The organism is Nocardiopsis tropica (assembly GCF_042660575.1).
GTDB classification, from domain to species: Bacteria; Actinomycetota; Actinomycetes; order Streptosporangiales; family Streptosporangiaceae; genus Nocardiopsis; species Nocardiopsis tropica.
The window spans coordinates 141,889-159,502 of record NZ_JBHSUF010000005.1 but is presented as its reverse complement, the minus strand read 5'-3'; the positions used below and the strand labels follow the sequence as shown (position 1 = coordinate 159,502).

15 protein-coding genes and 3 tRNA genes are annotated in these 17,614 nt (G+C 72.6%); 3 read left to right on the top strand and 15 right to left on the bottom strand.

All coding sequences use genetic code 11. The features are described from left to right. Positions 1 to 7: 7 nt before the first annotated feature. On the bottom strand, positions 8 to 838 hold the full coding sequence (locus ACFQBR_RS09925; protein WP_267946477.1) for a lysophospholipid acyltransferase family protein: 831 nt from the start codon (positions 836 to 838) through the stop codon (positions 8 to 10). Positions 839 to 1,055: 217 nt separating this feature from the next. Between ACFQBR_RS09925 and cofC the strand changes: the two genes are divergently transcribed. Then, on the top strand, positions 1,056 to 1,751 hold the full coding sequence (gene cofC / locus ACFQBR_RS09920) for a 2-phospho-L-lactate guanylyltransferase (RefSeq protein WP_352984086.1): 696 nt from the start codon (positions 1,056 to 1,058) through the stop codon (positions 1,749 to 1,751). Between the two features lie 207 nt (positions 1,752 to 1,958). Here the strand turns inward: cofC and ACFQBR_RS09915 are convergent, their stop codons facing one another. The 3 genes from ACFQBR_RS09915 to leuC form a co-directional block, all read right to left on the bottom strand. Then, positions 1,959 to 2,243 carry an HU family DNA-binding protein gene (locus ACFQBR_RS09915; protein WP_267946479.1) on the bottom strand — a complete coding sequence of 95 codons (285 nt, stop codon included), beginning with the start codon at positions 2,241 to 2,243 and terminating at the stop codon, positions 1,959 to 1,961. Positions 2,244 to 2,593: 350 nt separating this feature from the next. Further along, on the bottom strand, positions 2,594 to 3,190 hold the full coding sequence (gene leuD / locus ACFQBR_RS09910) for a 3-isopropylmalate dehydratase small subunit (protein ID WP_267946480.1): 597 nt from the start codon (positions 3,188 to 3,190) through the stop codon (positions 2,594 to 2,596). A 28-nt stretch (positions 3,191 to 3,218) separates the two neighbouring features. After that, positions 3,219 to 4,625 carry a 3-isopropylmalate dehydratase large subunit gene (gene leuC / locus ACFQBR_RS09905; RefSeq protein WP_267946481.1) on the bottom strand — a complete coding sequence of 469 codons (1,407 nt, stop codon included), beginning with the start codon at positions 4,623 to 4,625 and terminating at the stop codon, positions 3,219 to 3,221. 154 nt (positions 4,626 to 4,779) lie between these two features. Here leuC and ACFQBR_RS09900 point away from each other — a divergent pair, with 154 nt between their 5' ends. Next, a complete protein-coding gene (locus tag ACFQBR_RS09900) occupies positions 4,780 to 5,463 on the top strand; it encodes an IclR family transcriptional regulator (protein ID WP_276567193.1) in 684 nt (227 codons plus the stop codon). Positions 5,464 to 5,709: 246 nt separating this feature from the next. Here ACFQBR_RS09900 and ACFQBR_RS09895 read toward each other — a convergent pair whose 3' ends face one another. The 8 genes from ACFQBR_RS09895 to ACFQBR_RS09860 all read right to left on the bottom strand — a co-directional run bounded on the left by ACFQBR_RS09895 (position 5,710) and on the right by ACFQBR_RS09860 (position 11,512). Next, positions 5,710 to 6,627, bottom strand: a complete 918-nt coding sequence (locus ACFQBR_RS09895) for a helix-turn-helix transcriptional regulator (protein ID WP_267946483.1) — start codon at positions 6,625 to 6,627, stop codon at positions 5,710 to 5,712. A gap of 249 nt (positions 6,628 to 6,876) precedes the next feature. Continuing rightward, entirely contained in the window at positions 6,877 to 7,140 is a 264-nt protein-coding gene (locus ACFQBR_RS09890; RefSeq protein ID WP_267946484.1) for a hypothetical protein, read from the bottom strand. Positions 7,141 to 7,556: 416 nt separating this feature from the next. Continuing rightward, positions 7,557 to 7,632, bottom strand: a tRNA-Glu gene (locus tag ACFQBR_RS09885). Between the two features lie 109 nt (positions 7,633 to 7,741). Continuing rightward, positions 7,742 to 7,817: transfer RNA gene (locus ACFQBR_RS09880), tRNA-Glu, on the bottom strand. Between the two features lie 47 nt (positions 7,818 to 7,864). Further along, positions 7,865 to 7,936 (bottom strand) — tRNA-Gln (locus ACFQBR_RS09875). A gap of 142 nt (positions 7,937 to 8,078) precedes the next feature. Then, entirely contained in the window at positions 8,079 to 9,524 is a 1,446-nt protein-coding gene (gene gltX, locus ACFQBR_RS09870) for a glutamate--tRNA ligase (protein ID WP_344176483.1), read from the bottom strand. Positions 9,525 to 9,586: 62 nt separating this feature from the next. After that, positions 9,587 to 10,615: a GDSL-type esterase/lipase family protein gene (locus tag ACFQBR_RS09865; RefSeq protein WP_344176485.1), complete on the bottom strand. Its 1,029-nt coding sequence runs from the start codon at positions 10,613 to 10,615 to the stop codon at positions 9,587 to 9,589. A gap of 96 nt (positions 10,616 to 10,711) precedes the next feature. Continuing rightward, the gene (locus tag ACFQBR_RS09860; RefSeq protein WP_267946487.1) at positions 10,712 to 11,512 is read right to left on the bottom strand and encodes a fumarylacetoacetate hydrolase family protein; all 801 of its coding nucleotides are present in this window, start codon (positions 11,510 to 11,512) and stop codon (positions 10,712 to 10,714) included. Between the two features lie 320 nt (positions 11,513 to 11,832). Between ACFQBR_RS09860 and ACFQBR_RS09855 the strand changes: the two genes are divergently transcribed. Further along, positions 11,833 to 12,672, top strand: a complete 840-nt coding sequence (locus tag ACFQBR_RS09855) for a DUF3152 domain-containing protein (protein WP_344176488.1) — start codon at positions 11,833 to 11,835, stop codon at positions 12,670 to 12,672. 33 nt (positions 12,673 to 12,705) lie between these two features. Here ACFQBR_RS09855 and cimA read toward each other — a convergent pair whose 3' ends face one another. From cimA to ACFQBR_RS09840, 3 genes are all read right to left on the bottom strand, one after another. Next, entirely contained in the window at positions 12,706 to 14,316 is a 1,611-nt protein-coding gene (gene cimA / locus ACFQBR_RS09850) for a citramalate synthase (RefSeq protein WP_267946488.1), read from the bottom strand. Between the two features lie 340 nt (positions 14,317 to 14,656). Then, a complete protein-coding gene (locus tag ACFQBR_RS09845; protein ID WP_267946489.1) occupies positions 14,657 to 15,787 on the bottom strand; it encodes a branched-chain amino acid aminotransferase in 1,131 nt (376 codons plus the stop codon). 241 nt (positions 15,788 to 16,028) lie between these two features. After that, the gene (locus ACFQBR_RS09840; protein WP_267946490.1) at positions 16,029 to 17,093 is read right to left on the bottom strand and encodes a 3-isopropylmalate dehydrogenase; all 1,065 of its coding nucleotides are present in this window, start codon (positions 17,091 to 17,093) and stop codon (positions 16,029 to 16,031) included. Positions 17,094 to 17,614 lie beyond the last annotated feature (521 nt).

Genomic DNA, 17,614 nt, shown 5'->3' with positions numbered 1-17,614 from the left:
TGCCCCGTCACGTCCCCGCGCTGCTCTTCCCGTTGTCGCCGCCGCCCGCGGCGCCGTCACCCGTTCCGCCGTCGGCGTCACCGCCGGTGAGCCGCTCGGCCCGCTTGGCCTCGGCGGCCTCCTCCCGCGCCCTCTTGAAGTCGAAGGGGATCGCGGGCGGCTCCTCCCCGCGGATCTGCGCCTGGAGCGCGGTGATGTCGCCCATGATGAGCTCGGTGGCCTCCTTGAGGACCGTCGCGGTCAGCGGCCGGCCCTCGAACCGGGACAGGTCCACCGGCGGCCCGGCGCGGAAGTCGATGCGCTTGCGCGGGAACAGGCTGGGCTTCTTGGCCCCGTACGGCAGGAGGTTCTGCTCGCCCCAGTGCGCGACCGGGACGACCGGCACGCCCGTGGTCAGCGCCAGCCGCGCCACCCCGGTCTTGGCGGTCATCGGCCACAGGCCCGGGTCGCGGGTGCAGGTGCCCTCCGGGTAGAAGATCACCGAGGAGCCGTCGCGGGTGAGGGCGACCTCCGCCTCGTGGAGCGCCTTCACGGCGTCGGTGCTGCCGCGCTTGATCGGGATCTGCCCCGTGCTCCTGGCCACCGCGCGCACCACGGGGATCTTCATGACCCCGTCCTTCATCGTGAAGGTCGGCCAGCGGCGGGCCCCGATGTAGAGGAAGTGCGCGACCGTCAGCGGGTCGGCCATCGAGAGGTGGTTCGCGGCGATGATCACCCCGCCCCGGGCCGGGACGTTCTCGGTGCCCTCCCAGGTCGGCTTGGTGATGAACCACAGCACGAACCTGACGATCCGGGAGACGACCGCCTTCACCCACCGCGATTCTCGTTGCTTGGCCACGGGACTCCTCACTTCATCGCTCCCGGCCCGTCCGGGCCGCGGAGCACAACCGGTTCAGTGTAGGACGTGGCGGAACCCTCCCAGGTGCCCCCGCCGGACCGGCCCGGGAAGGGCCGCCAGGTCAAGGCTCCGACACGCCACAGGGCGCCCGCGCCGCGCCTCCCCCGAGCGCCTACCCTCGTGACTGTCGTGGCCGATTCGACGTCCCGGGGGAAGCGTGACCGGCTTTGGAGTACGGGGCGGGGCGCCGCGCCCCGGGGTGCGCTGGTCCCTCGTCGTCCCAGTCAAGCACCTCGGCCGCGCCAAGACCCGACTGGCCCTGGCCGCCGGGGGGCTCCGCGAGGACCTGGCGCTGGCGATCGCCTGCGACACGGTCGAGGCGGCCCTGGCCTGCCCCGGCGTGGAGGCCGTGTTCGCGGTGACCGAGGACCCCCGGGCCGGCGCCGAGCTGACCGGCCTGGGCGCGGTCGTGGTCGGCGGCGAGCCCGGCACCGGGCTGAACTCCGCCCTGGCCCACGGGGCCGCGGCCGCACGGCGCAGGCGGCCCGGGGCCGGGGTGTGCGCCCTGTCGGCCGACCTGCCCGCGCTGCGCCCGGACGAGCTGGGCCGGGTCCTCGCCGCGGCGGCCCGCCACGGGCGCTCGTTCCTGCCGGACGCCCCGGGTGTGGGGACGACCCTGCTCGCGGCGGCGCCCGGGCACCCCTTCACCCCCGCCTTCGAGGGGGCCTCGCGTGCGCGGCACCGGGACGGGGGCGCGCACGAGATCGCGCTCCCGGACGTGGCGTCGGTCCGGCGGGACGTGGACACCCCGGAGGACCTGTGCGACGCGGTGGGCCTGGGGGTGGGTCCGCGGACCCGTGAGCTGTGGGAGACGGTCGCGGGCAGCTGCCTGCGGTCGCAGGGCGCGCCCTGACGCCCCTGGGGGCTCCGGGAGGGCCCGTCCCGCGCTCGTGGGACCTCTGAGACGCACAGAACGTCCTGTGGCGCGTGTGACCGCCCTCCGGGCGTGCCTCCCGCCGTCGGGAGCCCGGTACGCCTTCGCCGCACCCGGAACAGAGATCCGCCCGGGCTCCCCGAAGGGAACCCGGGCGGACTCGGCCCGTCGCCGTGTGGCGGTGGGCTACTTCTTCTTGTCCCCGTTGACGAGGGCCTTGAAGTCAGCGCCGGCGCGGAACTTCGGAACGAAGCTCGCGGGGACGTTGATGGTGGCCCCGGTGGCCGGGTTGCGCGCGGTGCGAGCCGCGCGCTCGGACTTCTCGAAAACGCCGAAGCCCGTGATGGCGACCTTGTCGCCCGACGCCACGGTTGCCTGAATGGTCTCAAGCACAGCGTTGACCGCTTCGGTCGCGGTCTTCTTGTCTCCGAGACGATCGGAGATCGCGTCGATCAGGTCACGCTTGTTCATAAGGTTCCTCCGGTTCCCCCTTGCTCGCACGAAATTAGGGGAAGCAGAGGCCCTTACACAAATACAAACGCCTACGGGCAAGGCGTGTCGGCGCCTTCCCCACCTGCGGGGGAGCCTCACGGAGGGTGCGGTCTGGACCGGTGGAGCCCGGGACTGCGGTCCCTTTTGACCCCTTCTGTAGCTCTCAAATGCCTACGTATAACCGGATTCCGGGCAGCAGACACGCCGAGCTTAAGGACAGCGGGAACGTAAGCGAACGCTCACACCAAGTAAAGGTAAAATATTTCTGGGCCGGGGGTGTGCTGCGTCACACGACGCCTCGATCCCCGGCCCAGAACACGATCCGGCCCCTACAGGGTCACGGGGAGCCACGGCTTCCGGGTCGCCTCGAAGGCCCCGACCTCGTCGGTGTGGCGCAGCGTCAGGGCGATGTCGTCCAGCCCCTCCATCAGCCGCCAGCGGGTGTAGTCGTCGAGCTCGAACGGCTCCTGCACCCCGGCGCCCGGGGAGCGCACCTCGCGCTCGACGAGGTCGACGGTCACCTCGGTCGCCGGGTCGGCCTCGACGGCCTTCCAGATGCGCTCGATGACCTCCTGGGGCAGCAGGACGGTCAGCAGCCCGCCCTTGAGCGAGTTGCCGCGGAAGATGTCCGCGAAGCGCGAGGACAGCACGGTCTTGAAGCCGTAGTCCTGGAGCGCCCAGACGGCGTGCTCGCGGGAGGAGCCGGTGCCGAAGTCCGGGCCGGCCACCAGCACGGACGCGCCCTCGTACTCGGGGCGGTTGAGGACGAAGTCCGGGTCGGACTTGCGCCACTCGGCGAACAGGCCGTCCTCGAAGCCGGTCCGCGCGACCCGCTTGAGGTAGACGGCCGGGATGATCTGGTCGGTGTCGACGTTGCTGGAGCGCAGCGGCACGGCCCGACCGGTGTGGACGTCGAACTTCTCCATGGGGAGGTCTCTCCTAACGGGTCAGGGGCTACAGGGCGGCCAGGTCGGCGGGCGAGGACAGGGTGCCGCGCACGGCGGTCGCCGCGGCGACCTGCGGCGACACCAGGTGGGTACGCCCGCCGCGGCCCTGGCGGCCCTCGAAGTTGCGGTTCGAGGTCGAGGCGCTGCGCTCGCCCGGCTTGAGCTGGTCGGGGTTCATGCCCAGGCACATCGAGCAGCCCGCCTCGCGCCATTCGGCGCCGGCGGCCTCGAAGACCTCGCCCAGCCCCTCCGCGTTGGCCTGCTCCTTGACCCGCATGGACCCGGGGACCACGAGCATGCGCACCCCCTCGGCGACCCTGCGGCCCCGGATGATCTCGGCGGCGGTGCGCAGGTCCTCGATGCGGCCGTTGGTGCACGAGCCCAGGAAGACGGTGTCCACCCGGACCTCCCGCATCGGCGTCCCCGGCGCGAGGTCCATGTAGGCCAGGGCCTTCTCCGCGGCGGCGCGGGCCGAGGGGTCCTCGTAGGAGGCGGGGTCGGGGACCTCGGCGTGCAGGGGCACGCCCTGGCCGGGGTTGGTGCCCCAGGTGACGAACGGGCTGAGCTCGTCGGCGTCCAGGACGACCTCGGCGTCGAAGACGGCGCCCTCGTCGGTGCGCAGGCTCTTCCAGTGCTCGACGGCGGCTTCGAAGTCCTCGCCCCGGGGGGCGTGCGCGCGGCCCTCGATGTAGTCGAACGTGGTCTGGTCAGGGGCGATCATCCCGGCGCGGGCGCCCGCCTCGATGGACATGTTGCACACGGTCATGCGGGCTTCCATGGACAGGGCCTCGATGGCCTCGCCCCGGTACTCGATGACGTAGCCCTGGCCGCCGCCGGTGCCGATCTTGGCGATGACGGCGAGGATGATGTCCTTGGCGGACACCCCCGGCCGCAGCGTTCCGTCGACCGTGACCGCCATGGTCCGGAAGGGCGCCATGGGCAGGGTCTGGGTGGCCAGCACGTGCTCGACCTGGCTGGTGCCGATGCCGAAGGCCAGGGCCCCGAACGCGCCGTGGGTGCTGGTGTGGCTGTCGCCGCAGACGATGGTCATCCCGGGCTGGGTGAGGCCCAGCTGGGGGCCGACCACGTGCACGACGCCCTGCTCGATGTCGCCCATCGGGTGCAGGCGCACGCCGAAGTCGGAGCAGTTCTTGCGCAGCGTCTCGACCTGCTTGCGGGAGACGGGGTCGGCGATCGGGGCGAGGAGGTCCTGCGTGGGGACGTTGTGGTCCTCGGTGGCGATGGTCAGGTCCGGGCGCCGGACCTTGCGGCCGGCCAGACGCAGCCCCTCGAAGGCCTGGGGGCTGGTCACCTCGTGGACCAGGTGGAGGTCGATGTAGAGCAGGTCCGGCTCGCCGTCGGCACGTCGGACGACGTGCTCCTCCCAGACCTTCTCGGCCATCGTGCGTGCCATGGGCGGTCGCCTCTCTCGTGTCAGACGTGTCGGGCTCGTCTCGGTGTGCCCTGCGCGGACTGCGGGCCGACTTGCATTCCATATTTCGAGACGGCAATATCAAGCCATGGACAACTCTAGCTCATCCAGCGGCGTCGGTGTCCTGGACAAGACCATGTCCGTCCTCGACGCCCTGGAGTCCGGTCCGGCCTCCCTCGCCCAGTTGGTCCAGATCACCGGACTGGCACGGCCGACCGCGCACAGGCTGGCCGTCGCCCTCGAACGGCACCGCATGGTCTCCCGGGACAGCCAGGGCCGGTTCGTGCTCGGCCCCCGCCTCGGCGAACTCTCCATAGCGACCGGGGAGGACCGCCTGCTGGCCGTCGCGGCCCCCGTCCTCGTGCAGCTGCGCGACCTGACCGGCGAGAGCGCCCAGCTCTACCGCCGCCAGGGCGACCTGCGGGTGTGCGTGGCGGCCTCCGAGCGGAGCAGCGGCCTGCGGGACACGGTCCCCGTGGGCAGCGAGCTCCCCATGAACGCCGGTTCGGCCGCCCAGGTCCTCCTCGCCTGGGAGGACTCCGACCGCATACGGCGGTCGCTGGTGGGCGCCCGCTTCACCGCCGCCAGCCTCGCCCAGGTGCGCCGCCGCCGCTGGGCCCAGAGCGTCGCCGAGCGGGAGCAGGGCGTGGCGTCGGTGTCCGCCCCGGTGTCCGGCCCCGGCGGGCGCGTGATCGCCGCCGTCTCGGTGTCCGGCCCGATAGAGCGCCTGACCCGCTCCCCCGGCCGCATCCACTCCCAGGCCGTGCTGTCGGCCGCAGAGAAGATCAGCGAGTCGCTGCACACCGAGGTCGCCCACTGACGCGCCCCACCGTCCGCAGGCCCTTCCCCCGGGTCGACCGGAGGACGGGGCCCGCCCCTCCGCCGGAGCCGACCCGCCTCGAACAGGCGACCGCGCCCCCGGTGCTCCGGGCGGCGCGGTTCCGCGTCCGGGGCCGGTGCGCACGGGCGCTCCGCGGTCCCCTGGGGGCCGCCTGCGGCCCCGGCACGGCACCGGCCCGAAGACCGGGCACGTCGGTCCGCGCCCGGGCCGGTCCCGCCCCGACCGTCAGGCGCCCACGAGGTCCATGGGCGAACGGGCCGAGATCGTGGCCGTCTTCGTGGACGCCCCCTCGGCCGCCACGGTGAACTCGCTCTCCGGGGACAGGGCGATCATCCCCAGCCAGTCGCGCACGGTCATCCCGCGCACCAGCTCGGTCGGCTTCGCCGCGCCGCCCTCGCCGTCGACCATGACCAGGGCGTGGATGCGGTTGGTGACCGTGGCGAGCACGACGGGGTGGTCGAACGACTCCAGCCGGCGGAAGACGTCCACGGCCTCGTCGCCGGGCGAGCAGACCAGGATGGTGTAGCGCCCCCGGGGATCGCGCACCCGGGGGTTCTTGACCAGGTAGTGGATGAACTCGCGGGTCGTGCGGGCGTGCGCGGCGAGCAGCTTGGACACGCGCCGCACGTCGGGGCTGTCGACGTGGCGCACGAGGGCCAGCTCGACCTTGCGCGTGGTCTGGAGGAGCCAGTCGATCTCGGTGGCCTCCGCGCGGGTGGGGCGCAGTTCGCCGTCGTCCAGGCCGATCCCGCCGAGCCACGCGTTGACCTCGGACCACAGCCACACGGAGGAGCGGCCGACGGTCGCCTCCGGCGCGGGGAACGGGACGCCGTCCCGGCGCTGGCCGCGGGTCCACTGGGTGACGTTCTGCCTGGTCCGGCCGGTGAGTTCCGCGATGTCGGAGACACCGACGAGCTCCCGGTCCAGACGGACCAGCCGCACCCGGGGCGCCGTGGCGTGGACGCGCTCCATGAGCGCCCTGGCCGCGGTGACGGCGTCGGGCCCGGCCCCGGCCACGGTCAGCCGGGTCACCCCGTGGGAGGAGGAGACCACCGCGTCGAGGTCCTCGGTGAGGGTGTGGACCGAGTCGTGGTCGTCCAGGGTGATCCCGTCGACGACGAAGACGAACTCGTACTCGGCCATCGGCCCCGCCCTCCTCCGTCGCACCGCCCCGCGCACCGGGGACCGGGGCGCGCCGGCCCCGCGTCGGCGTTGACAAACGTCAACAACAGGGTACCTGCCGCGGCGTGATCGCACCATGCCCGGGACGGGGCCGCCGCCGCGGCCCGCACCCGCCGTCCGCGGCCGGCCCCCGGGACGCGCCGCCCGCTCCGCCGAGGGGCCGCCCGCTCCGCCGAGGGGCCGGCCGCCCCGCCGGCTCCCGCGCCGGGATCACCCGCGGGGGCCGCTCGCACCGCGCCGGGGGTCGTCCGGGGGCATGGGGCAGCGCCGGGCCTCCTGCCTGATCCGGCGTGCGGCCCGGCCGGAGTCCCTCGGCGTCCCGGGAACCTGGATGCGGGTGCAGCCGCAGTCGCAGTACAGGCGGCCCCAGTGGCCCTCGCGCCTGAGCACCCACCCCCGCTCCCCCAGCTCCTTGAGGACCTCCCGGACCTCCTTGTCCTGGTGGCGCCCGGGACCGAGCTCACGGCCGGTCACGGCGCACCGCCTCCCCGCGGGGAGGGGCGTGCGGCCCGGTCGGCCGTCCGGGGGGAGAGGTCGCTCTTCATACGCTCCGACAGGGGGTTGGGCGGTCGGGGAGACTGCGCCGCCCCAGTATTCCAGGGGCGGCCCGCCCGCGCGGGCACACCCGGGCCACGCGCGGCGGCGGCGAACGGTTTCCGCGCCCCCGGCCCCGGTCCCCGCACGACCGGAGCGCGGGCGGGCGGTGGTTTCGGGGCAGACCTCGGCAGGAGGTCCGCGGCGCCGGGGACGGACGGCTCCGGGAGGCCGCGACAACGGTGGTGCCCCACGGATCCGACCGGCGTCCTGCACAGGCGGCGGGCCCTGAGGCCACGGCGAGGGGGGCGGCCCCGGACGCACGAAAGGCCCCATCCTTGCGGATGGAGCCTGACTGGTACCCCCGAGCGGATTCGAACCGCCGTTACCGCCTTGAGAGGGCGGCGTCCTAGGCCACTAGACGACGGGGGCCGGACGGGTCGGAGTAGGACCGCGAAACCACGATACCCACACCAACCGGACATCGGTGACATGCACCGACCCAGAAAAAAACTCCCACACCGTGGGAGTCTCTCCCTGTTGGTACCCCCGAGCGGATTCGAACCGCCGTTACCGCCTTGAGAGGGCGGCGTCCTAGGCCACTAGACGACGGGGGCGCACCGGATCAGAGATCCGTGAGACTCACGGAGACCGCAAGTCTGCGCTGGGGTACCAGGACTCGAACCTAGACTAACTGAACCAGAATCAGTCGTGCTGCCGATTACACCATACCCCAGTGCTCTGGGAGGACCCGGTAGCTTCCGCTTCCCTGTCCCCCTCGGCGACGTGGATAACTCTAGCGGACATTCGGAGTGGTCGCGAACCGAATGCGGGGCGGCCGGCCTGTGGCTCCGACCACCCCGGACCGGGGTCCGCGCCTACTCGGACGCGGAGGCCTCCTGGGCGCGCAGCTTGGCCAGCGCGGCCTCCAGCCGCGCCCGCACGCGCTCGCGGCCGAGCAGCTCCAGCGACTCGAACAGCGGCAGTCCGACCGTCCGCCCGGTGACCGCGACGCGCACCGGGGCCTGCGCCTTGCCCAGCTTCAGGCCGAGCGTCGCGCCGGTCTCCTCGGTGGCGGTCTTGAGGTCCTCGGCGGTCCACGGCAGCCCCGGGTCGGCGAAGCGGGACAGGGCGGCCTCCAGCATCTCCGCGCCGACGCCCGGCTTCATGGCCTTGGCCCAGCTCTTCTCGTCCTCGACGGGCTCGGGGAGGAACAGGAAGTCCACGTTGGGCACGATCTCGCTGAGCACCGCCACGCGGCTCTGCGCGAGCGGTGCGACGGCGGCGAAGACCTCGGGGTCGTAGTCGGCCGGGTCCCACGGCGCGGCGTCACCGGTCAGCCACGGCCGGCAGCGCTCCGCGAACTCCTCGGCGCTCAGCGCGCGGATGTACTCGCCGTTGAACGCGCGGAGCTTCTTCTCGTCGAAGAAGGCGCTGGAGCTGTTGACGTCCTCGATGCGGAACAGGGGCACCATCTCCGACCACGGCATGATCTCGCGGTCCTCGCCGGGGGCCCACCCCAGCAGCATGAGGTAGTTGACCATCGCCTCGGCGAGGTAGCCCTCCTCCTGGTAGGACTCCAGGGCCACCTTGTCACGGCGCTTGGACAGCTTCTTGCGCTGCTCGTTGACGATGACGGGCAGGTGCGCCCACACCGGCGGGGTCAGGCCCAGCGCCTCCCACAGCAGCTGCTGCTTGGGGGTGTTGGACAGGTGCTCCTCGCCGCGGACGACCTGGTTGATGCCCATCTCCACGTCGTCCACGACGTTGGCCAGGACGAACAGCGGCGAGCCGTCGGCACGCGCGATCACGAAGTCCTCGATGGCGGAGTGCTCGAACTCCACCCGGCCGCGGATCCGGTCCTCCACCACGGTGGGCCCGCCGTCGGGCACGCGGAAGCGCAGCGCGCGGCCGGGGCCCGGCTCCAGGCCGCGCTCACGGCAGTGGCCGTCGTACCCCAGGTTGGGGTTGTCGCGCCGCTCCTGCACCTGCTCGCGGGTGCAGTCGCAGTAGTAGGCGCGGCCGTTCTTGTACAGCTCCTGCGCGGTCTCGCGGTGCTTGTCGGCGTAGGCCGACTGGAAGTAGGGGCCCTCGAAGTGCGGGTCGTCCTCGCCGATGCCGAGCCAGGCCAGCGCACGGACGATGCCCTCGGTCCACTCGGGACGGTTGCGGGCGGCGTCGGTGTCCTCGATGCGCAGCACCATGCGCCCCTCGGAGCGCTGTTGGGCCAGCGCCCAGTTGAACAGTGCGGATCGGGCGCCGCCGACGTGGAACATGCCCGTGGGGGACGGGGCGAAGCGGGTACGAAGCGAAGTCTCAGTCACGCAGCCCAGCGTATCCGTGGTGTGCGGGGGCCCGGGGGAGGTCCGCCGGCGGCCGGACGGCCTCACTCCTGCGCGGGCCTGACCGCCAGGGGCCTCGGGAAGCCGAAACCGATCCCGTACCCCTGGGCCAGGGCGTCCGCGAACGCCGCGGCGATCTTGGTCTCACCGCCGGCGTTGGGGTGGGTGCCGTCGTAGGTGTCGGCGGCCGCGTCCCAGGACTCCCTGCCCGCGACGTCGAGGCTGATCACGGGCGAGGTGTCCGTGGACAGGTCGGCGGCGACCTCGCGGACGAGCTCGTTGTAGGCGTAGACCCGCAGCGCGAACCCCTCGTCGGACTCGGCCAGGGCGATGGGGAGGGCCTCGGCGATCACGATGCGCAGGTGCGGGTTGCCCGCGCGGGCCGACTCCACGTAGCCGCGCAGCCGGTGCTCCATCTCCTCCATGGTGACGGGCCACAGCAGGTCGTTCACGCCGAGCATGACGCACAGGACGTCGGGCCGGTGGACCCGGACCTCCTCCCCGATGGAGGCCGCGGCGTCGCGCAGGGTGCGCCCCCACAGGGCGTTGTGGTTCTGGTCGAAGTCGGGGTCGCGGTACTCGACGGTGTCCGGGTCGCCGTCGGCTCCGGGCCAGACGACCCCCTCCAGCCCCTGCGGCTCCCCGGGGGAGGGGCCGGAGGGCTCCTGTCCCGGGCGGTCCGCCGGGGCGCCGTCCCCGCCGCCCTCCTCGTAGCCCTCGGCCGGGTCCTGCGCGGGGCTCTCCACGGCCTCGTCCCCGGTCGTGGGGACGGGCAGGATCATCTCCCGGGTGGCGGGATCGGTGTAGGGGCCGACGAAGTCGAGCCCCTCCACCTGCGGGGCGAGGTGGTTCCACAGGTGGTAGCGCCAGGTCCGGTCGCCGTTGGCGCCCTGGGTCATCGAGTCGCCCGCCAGCATGATGCGGCGCGGGTGGTCCACTGGTCCCTCCGCTTCCCGTACGGTCTCGCCGCCGTCGTCGCGCACGGCGGTCCAGTAGAAGGTCCCCGCGACCAGGAGCACGGCCGCGAGCGCGCCAGCGAGGACGAGGGGGCGGGGGTGTCGGGGGGTCGTCACGTGTGGGCCTTCCGCTGGTCCGTGGGCCGGCGGCGGGGCGCGCCGCCGGCCCCGTGGTGGGACGGTGTTCCGCGGGCTCCCGGCCGCGGAGCCCGGTCAGTCGCGGGCCACCACCCGGTTGCTGATGGTGCCCAGCCCCTCCACCGTCACCGAGACCTCCTGGCCGATCCGCACCGGCCCCACCCCGGCCGGGGTGCCGGTGAGGACCACGTCACCGGGGAGGAGCGTCATGAAGGAGGTGACATAGGCGATGATGTCCGGGATGTCGTGGATGAACTGCGAGGTCCGCCCGGACTGGCGGACCTCCCCGTCCACGGTGGTGGTGAGCGCCAGGTCCTGGGCCTCCTCGATGCTCAGCCCGGTGGTGATCCAGGGCCCGATCGGGCAGAAGGAGTCGAAGCCCTTGGCCCGCGTCCACTGCTTGTCCTTCTTCTGGAGGTCGCGTGCGGTGACGTCGTTGGCGACGGTGTACCCGAAGATCACGTCCTTGGCGCGCTCGCGCGGCACCTCCCGGCAGGGCCGCGAGATGACGATGGCCAGCTCGCCCTCGAAGTCGACCCGCTCCGAGACCGAGGGGTGGAAGATCGGGTCGTTGGGACCGGCCACGGAGGTGGACGGCTTGAGGAACACGACGGGCTCGTCGGTCGACTCGCCCGTGACGTCCTTCATCTCCGCGACGTGGTCGGCGTAGTTCTTGCCGATGCAGACCACCTTGGTGGGCAGGACCGGTGAGAGCAGCCGGACGTCGGAGAGCCTGGCCCTCTCACCTGTCAGTTTGATGTCGCCGAGGAGAGGGTGTCCGCTCAGCCGCGCGACGAACTCCTCCCCACTGTCGGAATCGGTGTCGATCAGCCCGAAACCGACCTCGTCCCCGACCGCGAACCGTGCGATGCGCACCTGGTGCCTCCCAGCAGCCCCGTTGTCTCTCTTGCGGTTGAAGCGTATCCGCGCGCCGGGGCCGGGGTGCGGGCGGGACTCGGTCCGGAACCCCGGCGGGCCAGGACCGGAACCCGGGGTGCGACGGTCCGCAGGCCTCCGTGCGCACAACGGCCGAGCTCCGGGACACCGGGGTTCCCCGGATGCCCGCCTGGCCCGAACTCCGGGTGAACTCTGGCATGCTGGGTCCGATATCCACTGTCGAGAGGTTGCTCGTCGTGCCCACGTCCGCTTCGCCCACGGGCCGGTCCCGTGCCAGGCACCGCCGACGCCGGTACCCGATGGGACTGGCACTGGGCCTGTGCCTGGTCTCGGGTGCCTCGGCCGTGCTCATGATCAGCGTGCCCGCGCCGCCGTCCGACCTCGACTCCCCCTCGGAGACCTCCGCCACCGCCCCTGTGGGCGACGGCGTTCCCGACGACTCCGGCGACCCCAGGGCCTCGGCGGAGGAGTCCGGGCAGGTGGACAGCGCCTCCGGGCAGGGCCAGGAGACCTCCCCCTCCCCGGAGGACGCGGAAGAGGAGGAGCCCGTCCTCCTCCGCTCCGTGGAGGAGGAGGTCGACAGCGCCGACGGCGAGATGACCGTGATGGAGGGCGAGAGCGACGTCATGGGGGACGGCCCCCTGACGACCTTCGCCGTGGAGGTCGAGGACGGGCTCCCCGGCAAGGCCGAGGACTTCGTGGCCGCCGTCGAGGAGATCCTGGGCGACCCCCGCAGCTGGGGGGACGACGGGGAGCGCTCGCTCCAGCGGGTGGACGGCGACGACGCCGACATCCGGGTCCTGCTGGCCGCGCCGGACACCGTCGACCGCATGTGCGCCCCGCTCAACACCAACGGGTACGTCTCCTGCGCCAACGGCAACCGGGCGATCATCAACCAGAACCGCTGGGTGGGGAGCGTCCCCCACTTCGACGACGACCTGGAGACCTACCGGATCTACCTGATCAACCACGAGGTGGGGCACACCCTGGGCCACGGCCACGTCAACTGCCCCGGCGAGGGCGAGCCCGCCCCCGTGATGCAGCAGCAGACCCTCGGCCTCCAGGGGTGCGAGGCCAACGGCTGGGTCCACCCGGACAACGGGCCCGCCGACGGGTCCGACGAGGACCCCGACGACTGACCCGCCGCCGCGCGCCCGCCGCGGGCCGTCCCGTCAGACCTGCGGATAGCCCTGCCGGAGGAGTCCGTAGGTGACGGCCTGTTCGAGCGCCGCCCAGGACGCGTCGACGACGTTGGGGCCGACGCCCACCGTGGTCCACTCCCCCGCCCCGTCGCTGAAGGACACGAGGATGCGGGTGACGGCGTTGGTACCCGAGGTGCCCTCCAGGATGCGGACCTTGTAGTCCGTCAGCTCCAGTCCGGCCAGGGCGGTGTAGGCGCCCTCCATGGAGCTGCGCAGCGCCCGGTCGAGGGCGTTGACCGGACCGTTGCCCTCGGCGGTGGCGATCACGCGCTCGCCCTTGACGAGCAGCTTCACCGTGGCCTCGGTGAGGCTCTCGTAGCCGTTGGACAGGGAGTCGGCGCCCGTGGCCGGCCTGCGCTCGGTGATGACCCGCCACGACTCGGTGTCGAAGTAGCGGACCGGGGAACCGAGCTCCTCGCGCAGCAGCAGCTCCAGGGAGGCGTCGGCCGCCTCGAAGCTGTACCCGGAGAGCTCCAGGGCCTTGACCCGCTCCACGACCCGGCCGGCCAGCGCCCGGTCGCCGGAGAGGTCCAGCCCCAGCTCCTGGGCCTTGAGCTCGATGGAGGCCCGTCCGGCCATGTCGGAGACGAGCATCCGCATGGTGTTGCCGACCAGGGCGGGGTCGGTGTGCTGGTACAGGTCGGGGTCGACCTTGATCGCCGAGGCGTGCAGCCCCGCCTTGTGGGCGAACGCCGACACCCCCACGTAGGGCTGGTGGGTGTCGGGGGTGAGGTTGACGATCTCCGCGACGGCGGTCGCGACGCGCGTCATCTCCGGCAGGCAGCCGTCGGGGAGCACGTCGAGGCCGCGCTTGAGGGTGAGGGCGCCGACCACCGAGAACAGGTTGGCGTTGCCGACCCGTTCCCCGTAGCCGTTGGCGGTGCACTGCACGTGGGTGGCCCCGGCGTCCACGGCGGCGAGGGTGTTGGCGACGGCGCAGCCGGTGTCGTCCTGGGCGTGGATGCCCAGGCGTGCGCCGGTGGCCTCACGGACCTCGGTGACGACGCGGGTGATGTCGCCGGGGAGCATGCCGCCGTTGGTGTCGCAGAGGACGACGACGTCGGCCCCCGCCCCGGCGGCGGTGCGGACCACGTCGAGGGCGTGGTCGGGGTTGTGGTGGTAGCCGTCGAAGAAGTGCTCGCAGTCCACGAACACGCGCTGGCCGTGTTCGCGCAGGTGGGACACCGTGTCGGCGATCATGGCGAGGTTCTCGTCGAGGGTGGTGCGCAGGGCGCGCTCGACGTGCCGGTCGTCACTCTTGGCGACAAGGGTGACGACCGGCGCGCCGCTGTCGCGCAGGGCGGCCACCTGGGGGTCGTCGGCGGCCCGCACACCGGCCCGGCGGGTCGCGCCGAACGCGGTGAGCTGCGCGTGCCTCAGCGTGAGCTCTCGTGAAGCCCGCTGGAAGAACTCGGTGTCCTTGGGGTTCGCCCCCGGCCACCCTCCCTCGATGAACGCCACCCCGAAGTCGTCCAGCAACTGCGCGATGGCCAGCTTGTCGGAGACCCGCAGGTTGATCCCCTCGCGCTGGGCTCCGTCGCGCAGCGTGGTGTCGAAGACGTGGAAACTGTCGTCCCTCATGGGCGGAACTCCCGAAGGTGGATGCTGTGGTGTGGCCGACCGGCCCCCGCCAACAAAAAAGACCCCCCGTGGACACGAGAGGTCGGCGCGCTGGCGAGGTACGTCGGTCAGCCAGCGCGCCTCACGATAATGAGAACCTGAGACGGCATGAGGTCAGTGTGCCACAAGGCGGCCGGGTCCTCCGTGTTCAGCGGCCGATTGTCCCATTGTTCGAGACGGGAGTTTCTCGGAACGGACGTTTCACCCCCTCGGACCGCGGCGCCGGGACACGCCGGGGCGTACGCGCTCCCGGGGAGGCGGCGGGCCGCCCCCGTCGGGACGGCCCGCGCGCGGTCACGCCCTAGGCGTCACGGCCCGAGAACTTGGTGATCCAGCCGTGCTTGTCGGCGCGCAGCCCCGTCTGGAGGCCCACCAGCTCCTCGCGGAGGCGCATGGTGACCGGTCCGGGCGTGCCGTCGCCGACCGTGAACGCGCCCTCGTCGCTCTTGACGAACCCGACGGGCGTGATCACGGCCGCGGTGCCGCAGGCGAACACCTCGGTGAGCTCCCCCGACTCGGCCGCCTCGCGCCACTCGTCGGTGGAGATGGGGGCCTCCTCCGCCGGGATGCCGAGGTCGGGGGCCAGGGTCAGCAGGGACTCACGGGTGATGCCGGGCAGGAGGGTGCCGGTCAGCGGGGGCGTGCGCAGGCGCGCGTTCTCACCCGAGCCGAACACGAACCACAGGTTCATGCCGCCCATCTCCTCGACCCAGCGGTGTTCGCGGGAGTCGAGCCAGACGACCTGGTCGCACCCCTTCTCGACCGCCTGGGACTGCGCGAGGAAGCTCGCCGCGTAGTTGCCCGCGAACTTGGCCGCGCCGGTCCCGCCCGGGGCCGCGCGCGTGTAGTCCTTGGACAGCCAGACGGTCACCGGCTTGACGCCGCCGGAGAAGTACGAGCCGACCGGGGACGCGATCAGCAGGTAGAGGTAGCTGCGGGACGGGTGGTTCACACCCAGGCCGACGTCCGTCGAGATCATGAACGGGCGCAGGTAGAGGCTGAAGTACTCCTTGTCCGGCACCCAGGCGCCGTCGTGCTGGAGGAGCAGGTCGATGGACTCGAGGAACAGCTCCTCGGGAAGCGCCGGCATGGCCATGCGCGCCGCGCTCCTGTTGAGCCGGGCGGCGTTGGCCTCGGGACGGAACGACGCGAGCGAGCCGTCCGGGTGGCGGTAGGCCTTGAGTCCCTCGAAGATCTCCTGGGCGTAGTGCAGGGCCGATGTGGCCGGGTCCAGGCTCAGCGGGCCGTACGGCTCCAGCTTGGCGTCGTGCCACCCCCGGCCCTCGGTGTAGCGGATGGTCACCATGTGGTCGGTGAACACCTGCCCGAAACCGGGATCCTCCAGCAGTGCCTCCCGCTCCTGCGGGGTCTTCCGCCGGTCGGAGAGCTGGATGTCGAACGTCAACCCCGCTGTGGTGGTGTCGTTGTTCATGTCGTCGGTGGTCCTCTCGGGTGCAACAGGTCGGCAGCGCCGCCGACCTGGAATCCAGTCTGGCGGAAGAGCGCACCCGGTGCCAGGGCGGACCCTGGGGCCCGGACACGGCGACAGGCGCGCTCGGGTTGTTCCGGGCGCGCCTGCCGGTGTCGGTCCCAGGGACCGTGCCACCCGTCGAGCGGGTGGCCCCTTGCCGTCGGCCGCGCCTCGGAGAAGGGCAGGGCCGACGGAACGTGCGTCAGCCCTGCTCGGCTACTCGCGCGGCGAGGTCGTCGCCGACCTGGGCCGTGGATCGCGAACCGCCGCCCTGGGCGCGGGTCTTGAGGTCTGCGGCGACCGCGTTCTCGATGCGGCGGGCCGCCTCGGGGACCCCCAGGTGGTCGAGCATCGTCGCGGCGGACAGCACCGTGGCGGTGGGGTCGGCCTTGCCCTGGCCCGCGATGTCGGGCGCGGAGCCGTGGACGGGCTCGAACATGCTGGGGAACGTGTTGTCCGGGTTGATGTTGCCGCTGGCGGCCAGGCCGATGCCACCGGTGATGGCGGCGCCGATGTCGGTGATGATGTCGCCGAACAGGTTGTCGGTGACGACCACGTCGAAGCGCGCGGGCTGGTTGACGAAGAACATCGACGCGGCGTCGACGTGGCAGTAGTCCACGGCGACCTGCGGGTACTCGGAGCCGACCTCCCGCACCACGCGCTGCCACAGCTCGCCGGCGAAGGTCAGGACGTTGTCCTTGTGGACCAGCGTGAGCTTCCTGCGCGGTCGGGACGCGGCCTTCTCGAAGGCGTAGCGGACCACGCGCTCCACGCCGAAGCGGGTGTTGACGCTGTCCTGCGTGGCGACCTCGTGGGGGGTGCCCTTGCGCAGCACGCCGCCGGCTCCGGCGTAGGGGCCCTCGGTGCCCTCGCGGACCACGAGCATGTCGATGTCCTCGGGGCCCACGCCCGCGAGCGGACTGGCCACCCCCGGGTACAGGCGGACCGGGCGCAGGTTGACGTAGTGGTCGAAGTCGAAGCGCAGGCGCAGCAGCAGCCCGCGCTCCAGCACCCCGCTGGGCACGGACGGGTCGCCGACCGCGCCGAGGTAGAGGGCCTCGTGTCCGGCCAGCTCGGTCCGGACCGATTCGGGCAGCGTCTCGCCCGTGCGGTGCCAGAGCTTCGCGCCCAGCTCGTACTCGGTGGTCTCCACGGCGAGGTCCTGCTGGGCGGCCGCGACCTCCAGCACCTTGAGCCCTTCGGCCACGACCTCGGGGCCGATCCCGTCTCCGGGGATGACGGCCAGTTTCACGGTGCGAGCTGCCATACGGACTGCCTCTGCTTCGGGTACGACCCCACCGGGCATTTCTCAGATGGTGAGATCAGATTGAACACTGGATGAGACAACCTTACCGGCCCGGGAGACCCGGGGCGTCCCGCCCGCGCGATTTTGCGCCGCGGGCCCGGACCGTCCCCCGGACCCCTCCCCGGGGCGGGGCCCGCGCGGCGCCGCCGGGGCGGCGGTCCCCGGAACACGACCGCCCGCCGGGCGCCGGGGCGCCCCGCGCGAGGGGTCGGCGGGCTCAGGCCCGGCGGTTCAGGGCGTCCTGGAGGGCGCGGTTGAGCTCGTCCTCGGAGTCGGGCGCGGTCGGGTACTCGATCATGTCGTACATGCGATCCTCCGGATGCGTTGCGTGACCGGCCCTGGGAACGGCCCGGCCACGGGCCTTCGCGGTTGCGCCCTGCGGCGCCGCGCGCTCTGCGGCCGCGGCCCGGCGGGATGGCGCCGAACGGCGGTGGAGCGCGGAACGTGGGCGGCGGTGCCCACCGGAATCAGGAGCTCGCCCC

Excerpts from the sequence above, each read along its gene's own strand:
- ACFQBR_RS09900 (WP_276567193.1), top strand. The coding sequence starts at position 4,780 with ATGTCCGTCCTCGACGCCCTGGAGTCCGGTCCGGCCTCCCTCGCCCAG.
- leuC (WP_267946481.1), bottom strand. The coding sequence starts at position 4,625 with ATGGCACGCACGATGGCCGAGAAGGTCTGGGAGGAGCACGTCGTCCGA.
- leuD (WP_267946480.1), bottom strand. The coding sequence starts at position 3,190 with ATGGAGAAGTTCGACGTCCACACCGGTCGGGCCGTGCCGCTGCGCTCC.
- ACFQBR_RS09855 (WP_344176488.1), top strand. The coding sequence starts at position 11,833 with ATGGGACTGGCACTGGGCCTGTGCCTGGTCTCGGGTGCCTCGGCCGTG.
- ACFQBR_RS09845 (WP_267946489.1), bottom strand. The coding sequence starts at position 15,787 with ATGAACAACGACACCACCACAGCGGGGTTGACGTTCGACATCCAGCTC.
- ACFQBR_RS09915 (WP_267946479.1), bottom strand. The coding sequence starts at position 2,243 with ATGAACAAGCGTGACCTGATCGACGCGATCTCCGATCGTCTCGGAGAC.
- cimA (WP_267946488.1), bottom strand. The coding sequence starts at position 14,316 with ATGAGGGACGACAGTTTCCACGTCTTCGACACCACGCTGCGCGACGGA.
- ACFQBR_RS09840 (WP_267946490.1), bottom strand. The coding sequence starts at position 17,093 with ATGGCAGCTCGCACCGTGAAACTGGCCGTCATCCCCGGAGACGGGATC.
- ACFQBR_RS09895 (WP_267946483.1), bottom strand. The coding sequence starts at position 6,627 with ATGGCCGAGTACGAGTTCGTCTTCGTCGTCGACGGGATCACCCTGGAC.